Origin of the sequence: Paenibacillus sp. MER TA 81-3 (genome assembly GCF_023713585.1) — a bacterium.
GTDB lineage: Bacteria > Bacillota > Bacilli > Paenibacillales > Paenibacillaceae > Paenibacillus_B > Paenibacillus_B profundus.
The window spans coordinates 245,643-257,875 of the sequence record NZ_JAMAWB010000007.1; the positions used below are offsets into that span (position 1 = coordinate 245,643).

At 50.0% G+C, this 12,233-nt stretch carries 12 protein-coding genes and 1 tRNA gene; 4 read left to right on the forward strand and 9 right to left on the reverse strand.

The window, feature by feature from the left end; translation table 11 throughout:
- Position 1: 1 nt before the first annotated feature.
- The 7 genes from M3650_RS12280 to M3650_RS12310 form a co-directional block, all read right to left on the reverse strand.
- Positions 2-208, reverse strand: coding sequence for a hypothetical protein (locus M3650_RS12280; RefSeq protein ID WP_251575077.1), 207 nt, complete (start codon positions 206-208; stop codon positions 2-4).
- Between the two features lie 11 nt (positions 209-219).
- A complete protein-coding gene (eno, locus tag M3650_RS12285; RefSeq protein WP_019422016.1) occupies positions 220-1,506 on the reverse strand; it encodes a phosphopyruvate hydratase in 1,287 nt (428 codons plus the stop codon).
- Positions 1,507-1,578: 72 nt separating this feature from the next.
- Positions 1,579-3,120: a 2,3-bisphosphoglycerate-independent phosphoglycerate mutase gene (gene gpmI / locus M3650_RS12290; RefSeq protein ID WP_251575079.1), complete on the reverse strand. Its 1,542-nt coding sequence runs from the start codon at positions 3,118-3,120 to the stop codon at positions 1,579-1,581.
- A 1-nt stretch (position 3,121) separates the two neighbouring features.
- Positions 3,122-3,874 carry a triose-phosphate isomerase gene (tpiA, locus tag M3650_RS12295; RefSeq protein WP_019422014.1) on the reverse strand — a complete coding sequence of 251 codons (753 nt, stop codon included), beginning with the start codon at positions 3,872-3,874 and terminating at the stop codon, positions 3,122-3,124.
- Positions 3,875-3,953: 79 nt separating this feature from the next.
- Entirely contained in the window at positions 3,954-5,135 is a 1,182-nt protein-coding gene (locus M3650_RS12300; RefSeq protein WP_251575081.1) for a phosphoglycerate kinase, read from the reverse strand.
- Positions 5,136-5,451: 316 nt separating this feature from the next.
- Positions 5,452-6,456, reverse strand: coding sequence for a type I glyceraldehyde-3-phosphate dehydrogenase (gene gap, locus M3650_RS12305; RefSeq protein WP_019422012.1), 1,005 nt, complete (start codon positions 6,454-6,456; stop codon positions 5,452-5,454).
- Positions 6,457-6,492: 36 nt separating this feature from the next.
- The gene (locus M3650_RS12310; RefSeq protein ID WP_251575083.1) at positions 6,493-7,548 is read right to left on the reverse strand and encodes a sugar-binding transcriptional regulator; all 1,056 of its coding nucleotides are present in this window, start codon (positions 7,546-7,548) and stop codon (positions 6,493-6,495) included.
- Between the two features lie 344 nt (positions 7,549-7,892).
- On the opposite strand from M3650_RS12310, the gene M3650_RS12315 reads away from it, so the two are divergent.
- The 4 genes from M3650_RS12315 (at position 7,893) to M3650_RS12330 (ending at position 9,632) form a co-directional block, all read left to right on the forward strand.
- The gene (locus M3650_RS12315) at positions 7,893-8,477 is read left to right on the forward strand and encodes a TetR/AcrR family transcriptional regulator (RefSeq protein WP_019422010.1); all 585 of its coding nucleotides are present in this window, start codon (positions 7,893-7,895) and stop codon (positions 8,475-8,477) included.
- Between the two features lie 243 nt (positions 8,478-8,720).
- The gene (locus tag M3650_RS12320; RefSeq protein WP_019422009.1) at positions 8,721-9,056 is read left to right on the forward strand and encodes a DMT family transporter; all 336 of its coding nucleotides are present in this window, start codon (positions 8,721-8,723) and stop codon (positions 9,054-9,056) included.
- Positions 9,056-9,370, forward strand: a complete 315-nt coding sequence (locus M3650_RS12325; RefSeq protein ID WP_019422008.1) for a DMT family transporter — start codon at positions 9,056-9,058, stop codon at positions 9,368-9,370. Before M3650_RS12320 ends, M3650_RS12325 begins: the two co-directional genes overlap by 1 nt.
- Positions 9,371-9,557: 187 nt before the next feature.
- Positions 9,558-9,632 (forward strand) — tRNA-Arg (locus tag M3650_RS12330).
- Positions 9,633-10,300: 668 nt separating this feature from the next.
- Here M3650_RS12330 and M3650_RS12335 read toward each other — a convergent pair.
- Together M3650_RS12335 and M3650_RS12340 are read right to left on the reverse strand one after the other, a co-directional pair.
- Positions 10,301-11,053, reverse strand: coding sequence for a heparinase II/III domain-containing protein (locus tag M3650_RS12335; RefSeq protein ID WP_251575085.1), 753 nt, complete (start codon positions 11,051-11,053; stop codon positions 10,301-10,303).
- A complete protein-coding gene (locus tag M3650_RS12340) occupies positions 11,028-12,188 on the reverse strand; it encodes a hypothetical protein (protein ID WP_251575087.1) in 1,161 nt (386 codons plus the stop codon). The genes M3650_RS12335 and M3650_RS12340 overlap by 26 nt, the downstream gene beginning before the upstream one ends.
- Positions 12,189-12,233: the final 45 nt, after the last annotated feature.

Here is a 12,233-nt window from a genome sequence, read left to right on the forward strand (position 1 = left end):
ATCATTCAGTATTGTTCATTAAATAGTAGCTAGCAATAATTATATCGTCCTCACTTCCATTCAACAAGAGATTTTCATCAAAACTAGCCTCAGGTCCAGCTCGATCCCGTCTTGCGACGAGTGTGTCCGTAATAGCGCCCATGCTGGGCGACACCAAAGAAGCCGAACTCCAATGGAGTCCGGCTTCCAAATCTAACGTTCCGCTCATGCGGATACGTCTTATTTCTTCAAGTTGTAGAAGGATTTCAGGCCTTCATAGCGAGATACGCTGCCCAAGTTGTCCTCGATGCGGAGCAATTGGTTGTATTTCGCCACACGGTCCGTACGGGAAGGAGCACCTGTCTTGATTTGACCCGCATTTGTCGCAACTGCGATGTCTGCGATTGTGCTGTCTTCGGATTCACCGGAGCGGTGGGACACAACTGCAGTGTAACCTGCGCGTTTTGCCATTTCGATCGCTTCGAACGTTTCTGTCAGCGTACCAATTTGGTTCACTTTGATCAAGATGGAGTTACCGATGCCTTCGGAAATACCTCTTGACAGACGCTCTGTGTTCGTAACGAACAAGTCGTCACCCACGAGCTGAACTTTGCTGCCCAATTTGTCAGTGAGCAATTTCCAACCTTCCCAATCGTCCTCGGAGCAGCCGTCTTCGATAGTAAGGATAGGGTATTTGTCCACCCAAGAAGCGAGCAAGTCAACGAACTCAGCGGAAGTGAAGGATTTGCCTTCGCCTGCCAACGTGTATTTGCCATCTTTGTAGAACTCAGTGGAAGCTACGTCCATACCCAAGAATACTTCTTCGCCTGGTTTGTAGCCGGCTTTTTCGATCGCTTCGATGATGATTTGGATTGCTTCTTCGTTCGAACCCAGGTTCGGTGCGAAGCCGCCTTCGTCACCTACAGCCGTATTCAAGCCTTTGCCTTGCAGTACGGATTTCAGGTTGTGGAAGATCTCAGCGCCCATGCGAAGCGCTTCTTTGAAGTTCGGAGCGCCAACTGGCAGAATCATGAACTCTTGCACATCCACGTTGTTGTCCGCATGCTCACCGCCGTTGATGATGTTCATCATTGGAACTGGCAATTGCTTCGCATTGAATCCGCCAAGGTACGTGTACAGTGGCATATCAAGCGCGTGAGCTGCTGCGCGTGCTACTGCCATGGATACAGCCAGAATTGCGTTTGCACCCAATTTGCCTTTGTTCGGCGTGCCGTCAAGCTCGATCATTGTACGGTCGATCAATACTTGATCCAAAGCGTCCATACCGATAATTTCAGGCGCGATAATTTCATTTACGTTTTTAACAGCAGTTTCAACGCCTTTGCCCATGAAACGGCCTTTGTCACCGTCGCGAAGCTCAACGGCTTCGTGAGCGCCTGTGGATGCGCCGGATGGCACGATAGCGTGGCCAAAACCGCCGGATTCCAATTTCACTTCTACTTCTACTGTAGGGTTACCACGAGAGTCAAGCACTTCGCGTGCGTAAACGTCCATAATCATTGTCATGGTTGTACAACTCCTTTATTCTTTGTTGAATTTATTATAATGCAAGATAGGCAACGTACAAAATCCATACAGTTATTTCTTGGAAATCATCGATGTTCCGGTCATTTCCTTCGGCTTCGGCAGCTGCATCAAATCGAGAATCGTCGGTGCGATATCGGCCAAAATGCCGTCTTCACGCAAGGTGACGTTCTTGTCCGTTACGATGAACGGAACCGGATTTGTCGTATGCGCCGTGAACGGACGGCCCTCTTCGTCGAAGACCATATCCGCGTTGCCGTGGTCCGCCGTAATCAGGCAGACACCGCCTTGAGCAAGCACCGCTTCTACGACCTTGCTCATGCATTCATCCGTTACTTCCACCGCTTTGATCGTCGGCTCCAGCTTCCCGGAGTGACCGACCATATCCGGATTCGCAAAGTTCAAAATGATCGTGTCGTGCACGCCGGATTCGATCTCGCGCACAGCCGCTTCCGCTACTTCATATGCGCTCATTTCCGGTTGCAGATCATATGTGGCAACTTTAGGCGACGAGATAAGCACTCGTTTTTCGCCAGGGAGCTCCACGTCGCGGCCGCCACTGAAGAAGAACGTAACGTGCGGGTATTTCTCCGTCTCCGCAATACGCAGCTGCTTCTTGCCTTGTTGGACAAGCACTTCGCCAAGCGTATTGTCGAGCTCTTTCGGTTTGTAGGCTACGAAGCCCCCGACCGTTTCTGCGAACAGCGTCAAGCAGACGAAGTACAGATCTTTCGGACATTTGTCTCCACGATCAAAGCCGCGGAAGTCTTCGTTCGTGAATACTTGCGACAATTGGATCGCGCGGTCCGGACGGAAGTTCGAGAAGATGACTGCATCGCCATCTTGTACAAGACCGACCGGTTGATCGTTCTCGTCCACAATAACCGTCGGCATGACGAACTCGTCAAATACAGAGTTCTCGTACGATTCCTTTACGGCTTGGATCGGATCGCGGTATGTCGGGCCGTCGCCGTATACCATGGCGCGATAGGATTTCTCCGTACGCTCCCACCGTTTGTCGCGATCCATTGCATAATAACGGCCTTGAACCGTTGCAATTTGTCCGACGCCGATATCGTTAATCTTCGCTTGCAGACGCTCGATGTATTTAATTGCACTGTCCGGAGCTACGTCGCGGCCGTCCAGGAAGGCGTGAATGTAAACATTCTTCAGCCCTTCTTTTGCTGCCAGCTCCAGCATGGCCAACGTATGGTCAATGTGGCTGTGCACACCGCCGTCAGACAGCAGTCCGTACAGATGCAAGTTTTTGTTGTTGTCTTTCGCATGGCGTACTGCGCCGAGCAGCGTGGCGTTATCGAAAAACTCCCCTTCACGAATCGACTTCGTAATCCGGGTCAAGTCTTGATAGACGATACGACCGGCGCCGATATTCAAATGTCCTACCTCGGAGTTGCCCATTTGCCCTTCAGGCAAGCCCACCGCTTCGCCGCAAGCTGTTAGTGTCGTGTACGGGTACATGTCCATATAGCGGTCATAGTTCGGTTTGTTCGCTTGAGCAACGGCGTTGCCCTCAGTTACATTTCTAAGTCCGAAGCCGTCCATGATGATGAGTGCAACAGGTCTAGGTGCAGACATTCTACTTCGCCCCTTCCACCAAGGAGACGTAGGAAGCCGGCTGCAAGCTAGCGCCACCTACCAATGCGCCGTCAATGTCGCTTTGCGCCATATATTCACGCACGTTCTCCGGCTTCACGCTGCCGCCGTATTGAATGCGGACCGCTTGAGCCACTTCATCGTTGTACAAGCCTGCAACAACGCTGCGGATGTAGCTGATGACTTCATTCGCATCTTGCGCTGTAGAAGATTTGCCTGTGCCGATCGCCCAGATTGGTTCATATGCGATGACGACTTCTTTCGCTTGTTCCGCAGACACGCCTTGGAACGCCGCTTCCGTTTGCACTTTGCACACGTCGTTCGTCTTGCCGGATTCACGCTCTTCGAGCGATTCGCCCACGCATACGATTGGCAGCAATCCGTTACGGAATGCCGCGTGCACTTTCTTGTTTACGATTTCGTCCGTCTCCGCGAAATAAGCGCGGCGCTCGGAGTGGCCGATAATAACATAATGCACGCCAAGATCCTTCAGCATAACACCGCTGATCTCACCTGTGAATGCGCCGGAATCTTCAAAGTGAAGATTTTGGGCGCCAATTTTGATGTTCGTGCCTTTCACTGCTTCAACAAGCGCAGGCAAGTTCGTAAATGGCGCGCAGATAACGCTTTCCACGCCGTCTACTTCCGCTTTGCCCTTCACTTCTGCTACAAAGGCAGTCGCTTCCGGTACCGTTTTGAACATTTTCCAGTTCCCTGCGATAATCGGTTGTCTCACGTGAATCACTCCTCTACACGTAAGGGAAGCGGCTCATTAGCCGCTGTCGCTTACTTGTTTAGTTGCTAACTGCTTACGATTACTTATCGTTCAATGCCACAACACCTGGCAATACTTTGCCTTCCATGAACTCAAGGGAAGCGCCGCCGCCTGTGGAGATGTGGTCCATCTTGTCTTTCAGCTTGAATTTCTCTACTGCCGCTGCAGAGTCGCCGCCGCCGATAATGGTGTAGCCTTGCGTTTCCGCACATGCTTCAGCTACCGCACGCGTGCCGTGAGAGAATGGTTCAATTTCGAACACGCCCATTGGTCCGTTCCATACGATGAGCTTAGAGTCCTTGATTACGTCAGCGAAAATTTCACGCGTCTTCGGTCCGATGTCAATGCCTTCCCATTCTGCAGGAATGCTGTCGACTGGCACGATTTGCGTGTTCGCATCTGCACTGAAGTCATCAGATACGACGATGTCAACGGGCAGGTACAAGTTTTTGCCGAGCTCTTTTGCCTTCTCGATAAAGCCAAGCGCAACATCCAGCTTCTCGTTGTCGACCAACGATTTGCCGATTTCGTGACCTTGCGCTTTGAAGAACGTATACGTCAAGCCGCCGCCGATGATTACGTTATCAGCAATCTCCAGCATTTTGTTGATAACATCGATTTTGTCTTTTACTTTCGATCCGCCAACGATAGCGGTGAACGGACGTTCCGGGTTGGACAAAGCTTTGCTCAATACCGACAATTCTTTCTCCATCAACAGGCCGGACACGGCTGGCAAGTGATGCGCAATACCTTCTGTGGACGCATGGGCACGGTGCGCTGCACCGAACGCGTCATTCACATACAGATCCGCGAGCTCCGCGAATGCTTTCGCCAATTCTGGATCATTTTTCTCTTCGCCTTTGTGGAAACGCACGTTCTCCAATACGATCACGTCGCCGTTTTCCATTTTTGCAATCTCGGCCTTCACGTTCTCGCCAATCGACTCATCGAGCTTCTTGACTGATTTGCCGAGCAATTCGCCAAGGCGCGCCGCAGCAGGCGTCAGGCGCATGGAATCAACCACTTCGCCTTTGGGACGACCCATATGGCTGGCCAGAATGACTTTCGCACCTTGCTCCACCAAGTATTTAATGGTTGGCAGCGTTTCTTGAATGCGTGTATCATCCGTAATCTTTCCGTCTTCCAATGGAACGTTGAAATCTACCCGCATAAATACGCGCTTACCTTTTACGTCTACATCACGTACGCTTTTCTTGTTCATCCCCGTGTTCCTCCTATCGTGTGCTTGAACCGCTTCACGCCTCTCTTAGAAAGAATCGTTATCAGGTTCTGTTATTCTGTATGGTTCCATCATTCTTTCTCTATATCATCTGTATTTACATTACGGTGTTCGATATGTGTATGATTCTGTATCAATCGGTTCTATCTATAATAAAAATTTCGTTATCATCGCATAATGACAGGCTTCGCTATGACTATGGCGATGTAATATTCCGTATCGGTTCTCGACATGCCTTGCTTATGGATCAAAGAGGAGACCGCAACGGTTACTCCTCTTTGATTGTCAAGCTATATAATTACAGACCTTTTTTAGCGATGAAAGCTGCCAAGTCTACAACGCGGTTGGAGTAGCCCCACTCGTTGTCGTACCAGGAAACAACTTTAACCATGTTTCCGCCGATTACCATCGTCGTCAAAGCGTCGATTGTGGAGGAAGCTGGGTCGCCATTGAAGTCGCTGGATACCAATGGCTCTTCGGAGTAGTTCAAGATGCCTTTCAAAGGACCTTCAGCTGCTTCTTTCAAAGCTGCGTTAACTTCTTCAACCGTTACGTTTTTCTCGAGTTCTACAACCAAGTCTGTAACAGACACGTTAGGTGTAGGAACGCGCATGGACATACCATTCAATTTGCCTTTCAATTCAGGCAATACGAGGGATACCGCTTTAGCAGCGCCTGTCGTAGTAGGAATGATGTTTTGAGCTGCTGCGCGTGCACGACGAAGGTCTTTGTGCGGCAGGTCAAGAACGTTTTGGTCGTTAGTGTAGGAGTGAATGGTGTTCATCATACCTTTAACGATACCGAATTTGTCGTTCAATACTTTAGCGAATGGCGCCAAGCAGTTCGTTGTGCAAGAAGCGTTGGAGATGATAGTATGGCTAGCTGCATCATACTTGTCTTCGTTAACGCCCATAACGATTGTGATATCTTCGTTCGTAGCAGGTGCGGAGATGATAACTTTCTTCGCGCCGCCTTTCAAGTGCATTTCAGCTTTGTCTTTCGCTGTGAAGATACCAGTGGACTCAACAACGATTTCTACGCCGTTAGCGCCCCAAGGCAAGTTTTCAGGGTTGCGCTCTGCAAATACTTTAACTTCTTTGCCGTTAACGATAAGCGCGCCTTCTTTAGCTTCAACCGTAGCGTCAAGAACGCCATGAGTTGTGTCATATTTCAACAGGTGAGCCAGTGTCTTTACATCTGTTAAATCGTTGATTGCAACGATTTCTACTTCCGAGTTGTTCAGAGCCGCGCGGAATACGTTACGTCCAATACGACCAAAGCCGTTAATACCAACTTTCACCATGATGATTCCTCCCATTTCCGTAAAAGGTTTAATTATCTATTGCTCAAGACGGCCCGAAGGCACATCGAGACCACATTGGTTCACAACTTCTTCTGCTGCCGCTTCGTCGATGACCAGAATATCTTCATGGCCTGAGCGCAAGACTGCGGTAATCGCCTCACCTTTGCTCTTACCCCCGGCGACAGCAATGACGACCTCGGTGCGGGAAATATCTTCTAGACGCAAGCCTAATGTAAGCATCGTATGAACGACACGCCCGTCTCGGTCAAAATAGTATCCGAACGCTTCGGCGAGCGCTCCCGCTTGCACTAGCTGCTGCACAGTGGCATCGTCCACACTGCGCCGCTTCGCCATCACCAAGGCATCGCCGATTCCGTGCACGACGATGCGCGCTTGACGGATGACCTGCAATATATCTTGGATATTCGGTTCTTGCTTCAATGACTGGTACGCTTCTTCACTCAGCAAATCTGGCACGTGCAGTAATCGATAATGTGCGCCTAGACGCTTTGCCATCGTGGAAGCGATGGTGTTCGCTTGATGCTCTAAGCTCTCGCCAAGCCCTCCACGCGCAGGAACGAACCAGATCCCTTTCAGCGGCGATGAACTCGTCAGTTGGTCTGCCATAGCAGCCAACGTGGAGCCGCCGGTTACTGCGACAACATCTTCCTTGCCCATAGCGCTGTTGAGCGCTTTGCACGCCGCTTGGCCCAACTCTTGCTTCACGGCAGCTGATACATCCGAATTGCCTGGTACGACAATAACCTGCTTCAAACCGAATGCTTGGCGGATACTTTCCTCTAGCTGACGCATACCGAGCAGCTCGCCCATGAAGGGCTCCAGTTGTTGAACAAGTTGCCGTCCCTCTTCACTGATTCGCATACCCGTGCTATCCGTTTCAATCAGGCCCTGCGCCTTCAAGAGGTCGGTTTCGGCACGAAGCACACGCTCGGTCATCTGCAATGATGTCGCCAGCGTTCTTCTTCCGATGCTTTCGGACAACATGATTTGATGCAGGATGGTGTAACGCTTCTTCAACAGTTCAATGAGTTCGGGCAGAAGTCGTTTCTGTATCTCTAGCCAATCACGCATTCTCTCCACTCCTGATCTCCCAACCATTGGACTCAAAACGTCCCATCGCAACATTTTTTGTCCCACCACTATTCTACCGAATAATTGTGCATCTTGCAAGTATCCCGCATCTAGAATGTACAAGCATCATGAAACTTATTCATAGCTTTACATCTTAGCTTTCTGGGACGAAGGGACCTATGACTTACTTAACCGTTTTTCTGTGTCAAAACGACAAATTTATTTCATTTTTTTATAATTTAGTTTTGGATAGCACACAATGACTTATTCCTGCTTTACTTTTTATTTCGCATATTTTAAAATGAATGACAGTCAGTCATTTTTGAAAGATGGGCGGTGTATACGTGAATTATAAGAAAGAAGCAAAATACGAAGCGCTGCTGCAATCCGCAATCGCACTTATTTCCGAAAAGGGCTTTCAGAAGACTTCCGTCGGTGACATCGTGAAACAGGCAGGCGTCGCACAAGGAACCTTCTATATCTATTTCCCGTCGAAGAATGATATCGTTCCGGCCGTAGCTGAGCATATACTTGAGCATTTGTTGTCGCTGGTACAGGCAGAAGCCGAACCACTGGATAGTTTCTGGGATAAATTGAAGGCGGTCATCGACGCGTCCTTTGACATGACGTCCAAGTACAAGGAGGTCATTCTCTTGTGCTACTCCGGTCTCGCGCTCCATCATTCCTTTCCGAAGTGGGAAGCCATCTACCAGCCTTATTATGACTGGTTTGCGGAGCAGCTTGCGGCAGCGCGGCATCATGGGGAGGTGTCTCTGCAGTCCGATAGCAAGTCCGTCGTGCGCATGATCATTAATATGATCGAGCAGACGGCGGAAACCTACTTTTTCGTAGATATTCAACAAGGTCGTGTGGACCCGCAGCCGTTGAAGGATGAACTGTTCTCCTTTATACAGCGCTCTTTGAAATAACTAACGGCTGTCATGTTTAATGCGTGTTCAAAAGGGCCACTTTTCAGCACCGAGAAGATTACAAGAACTCGAAGAAGGAGGAGCGCAATGTAGGCGAGACTACATGAGCACCGGACTTCGAGAGTGAATGCAAGATTCGATGTCGAATCACATCTTGGGATGCATCGTGATCTAAAGGGGGCTTTTGAACAACTTCGTTCACACTAATCATCCGGATTGACACAAATACAGGAGGTAATATACGTGGCTTGGCTACTCGTGCTTGGTTCTGCGATACTGGAAATCATTTGGGCGTCCGGTCTGAAGTATGCGACCCACACTTGGGAATGGATCATCGTCATCACCTTGATTACCGTGAGCTATTTAATGCTCATCCAATCGTACAAGAAACTTAACGTCGCAATCGCCTATACAGTGTTTGTCGGCATCGGAACGATAGGCACTTATGTAACAGGGATTTACTTAGGTGAAGATTTCAACGCCCTGCAAATTATGTTCTTACTCATTCTGCTCGGGGGCATCGTCGGCATGAAGATGGCTACTCCCAATGAAGAGAAGAATGGAAAGGAAGGCGCATAATGGCTTGGTTATATTTGATACTGTCGGGATTTGAAGAAATTATTGCGGTCATTGCCATGAAATATGTAGATGGATTCAAGAAAAAAACTCCATTAGTCATCATCACTCTCGGACTGGCCGCTTCCATCTGGCTGCTCACGCACGCCATGTCCGTTATCCCGTCCGGAGTGGCTTACGCAGTATGGGCCGGCGTCGGCGCGGTCGGCATTACGCTGGTCAGCTTGTTCTGGTTCAAGGAGAAATACAGCCGGACGCAATTCGTTTATTTAGGACTCATAGTCGTCGGCATTATCGGTCTTCGCCTCACGACATAATTACTAGTCACACCGGTCGAACGGGTATAGAGGTTGGTTTTAACGCCATAAGGAATGTTTGCTTTCACTTTATCGCTTCACGAAGCTCAAACATTCCTTAATGGTCAAAAGGGAGCTTTTTGAACAACCTCTACTTGCAATTCACACATAGTTGTTTTATAATAATTCTTGCACCTTTTATACAAATGCGCCCGTGGTCCAATGGATATGACGTAGGCCTCCGGAGCCTGAGATCAAGGTTCGATTCCTTGCGGGCGCGCCAATAGTATCTTGTTGGTGCCTTAATATGAAGCACTCGTACGTATATAGGCTACATAAAGTCGAAAGCATCTTGATCCTCTCCTTACGCATAGGGGGACGGAGAAGGGTGTTTTTTTCATTTTATACCGCTCTGCCGGGACACTCACTGCAACAGCATATCTCCTTCACGCCTTACGCATACGCGCCCATCATCGCTGCCATGCAACACAAGCCCTCCGAGTATTTCAGCTCCTTTATTGTACTGGTCGCATGTAGACACCTATTTTTCATTATTATCACGAAAAGTAGACCTCGAAGCTGTAGATGTAGTTTTACAGTTCATAGGCTTAAGCATGACTTATTGCAAAGCGTAAGCTCCGCCCCTTTTCGTATTTTTACTACAACTATATAGGTAGCTGCAAGGTAGGCCGGTGTCGAAGTTAGCCCATTGGAAAATGTACAATAGAATATAAGGTTTCGGTCGCTCAACGGCCTGTAGACTGGATTATGTCCAGTGAATCGGGCTATTTTCCTTAACTGATGTAGAAAAAGTGCCAAAGCACTGTATAAAATCCAATAGAACCTGCCGTAAAAGGCATACACGCCGGTTCTATTGCACAAAATCCAATAAAGTGAGGCAAGTAGAGAGGACTATGCCGGCTTCTTCACCAACTCTTCTTCCTTTCTCCTCTATCCCCTTTCCAGCACAAACTGCCAACGCTCTGATTGCACCGGACACCGCACGGTCATGCTCAGACGATAGAGCGTGTCGCCCCAAGCGACGCGCAGCTTCTCGTCTTCCAATGCAATCGTCTCCACCCGGATATCCCACATCGTCTCGTCATACGACATGTGCGCCTTCACTCCGCCCGCTTCATCATGCAGCGCAATGACGCTGCGATGAACGTGCGGTTCATAAGCACACATCCAGTTCAGCACCACGTTCCGGCATGGCTCCGCGAGCTGCACCGCCTCTTCCAGAATGATGCGGGACGGGGTGTCCGCCTCCCGCTGCAACGTATACGTGCGTGTCCATTGACGTATGCCGGAATCGGCCGGATAGGCCGGAGCAATGTCCACAGTAAGCCGGGACACCACGCCGTCTGCCTCATGACGAACTTTACGCGTTCGATATTGACCACCATCCGCTTGCTCTATTCCGTTCACTGCCGGAACATTATGATAGCCGGACTGCATCGTCCAGATCGAATAGCGCTCCGGGCTGAACGTCTTCGCTGTATACGTGCCGACCCCTGCATCGATCCATAGCGGGCTGCCGTCGGCATACACGATGAAGCTGCCGATATCGTTATGGTTATGGCTTTCTCCGTTATGACCGCCCTTGGCAGCAAGGAACCAGCCCTGATCGCCGCCCCGCTCCCGTGCGACCATCACTTCTACGCCAGCCATCCATATATCAAGCCAGATCCAGTTCCGATTCAAGCTCATCCGCTTCCGGCATCGAGAAGAGCTCAGACAGCATACGCTGCAAACTAGGAATCTCCTCTCCTTCCCAGTGACGGTATTCATGCTGCTGCCGATATGCGTGCAGCCCGAATGCCTGCAGCTGCGCATCCCCGATCACATGTCCGAATTGGGCGATTAATCCGGCGGGTACAGAAAGCTTGGCAGCCGAATCTGCAAAATTCACATACGCCTCGCCTCCGATGTGCATATGAAGGATGTATTTTGCCATGTTCCGAATTTTAGTGTCATCGAACACCGATACTGCTCCGTCCGTGGCGCTATGCAACAATTGCAAAGCATCATACAACGATGCAGCAGCACGCCCCCAATAAGCTGGCCCTTCATCGCATCCCCCGTCCTCTTCATAGGAAGCGATAAAGCGGTCCAAGCTGCGAAGCGCCTTGTGAACCAAGGAGACGCGGCGCCGCTCGTCCTCCTCGATAAGCAGCAGAACAGCCAAACAGTTGGATTTGCACCAAGGATTCCAATTGTTTACGAGCATATCAGGCTGGAAGGACATCCACCAGTAATTATCCTCCCGCTCGTACGAGTCCAGAATGCGCACATGAAGCTCCCGGCGCACACGCCTCCCTAGCTGCGGACAATGCGCATCCAACGCTTCTCGGAGCAAATAGTACGACCAAGCTACCAACGCAGCCGTCTCTCCCGCACCCAAATCGATGACCGGGTCATCGATATCAGGAAGCGAATAGACCTCTTTGCGGCTAATATCGCTTAAATGGGCCGGCCAGCACCAAGTGCTCTCCTCGCATACCGCCCAGATGGCGTTCACGATATCGTCGAGAAAGCGTCCATTGTATTCCATGCTCTCGGCCAAGACGAGGCGGACCAACGCCTTACGGCGCGCAAAGTAGGCCTCCTGGTATCGTGTGCGGTTGCCTGTCCGCACATAATCCATATACAACGAGGCCGGCAGCACGGGCCACTCCGCATGAAGATAAGTCTCCCCTTGCGCTATCCAGAACGCCCGTATATCATCCGCAAGCCGCAGCCAGCTCTCCCGGCGTACAGCCTTGGGAAACGGCTCATATGCATAGGATGGAATCAGCTTCTCTTGCAACAGGTCCAGACTATACCGTTCTATAAGCATATACAATCCTCCCATTTTTCTCTTTCTGAATTGCTTTGGAATTTA

Coding starts and splice junctions, on each gene's coding strand:
- M3650_RS12300 (WP_251575081.1), bottom strand. CDS start 5,135: ATGAACAAGAAAAGCGTACGTGATGTAGACGTAAAAGGTAAGCGCGTA.
- M3650_RS12280 (WP_251575077.1), bottom strand. CDS start 208: ATGAGCGGAACGTTAGATTTGGAAGCCGGACTCCATTGGAGTTCGGCT.
- M3650_RS12340 (WP_251575087.1), bottom strand. CDS start 12,188: ATGCTTATAGAACGGTATAGTCTGGACCTGTTGCAAGAGAAGCTGATT.
- M3650_RS12310 (WP_251575083.1), bottom strand. CDS start 7,548: ATGCGTGATTGGCTAGAGATACAGAAACGACTTCTGCCCGAACTCATT.
- gpmI (WP_251575079.1), bottom strand. CDS start 3,120: ATGTCTGCACCTAGACCTGTTGCACTCATCATCATGGACGGCTTCGGA.
- eno (WP_019422016.1), bottom strand. CDS start 1,506: ATGACAATGATTATGGACGTTTACGCACGCGAAGTGCTTGACTCTCGT.
- M3650_RS12325 (WP_019422008.1), top strand. CDS start 9,056: ATGGCTTGGTTATATTTGATACTGTCGGGATTTGAAGAAATTATTGCG.
- gap (WP_019422012.1), bottom strand. CDS start 6,456: ATGGTGAAAGTTGGTATTAACGGCTTTGGTCGTATTGGACGTAACGTA.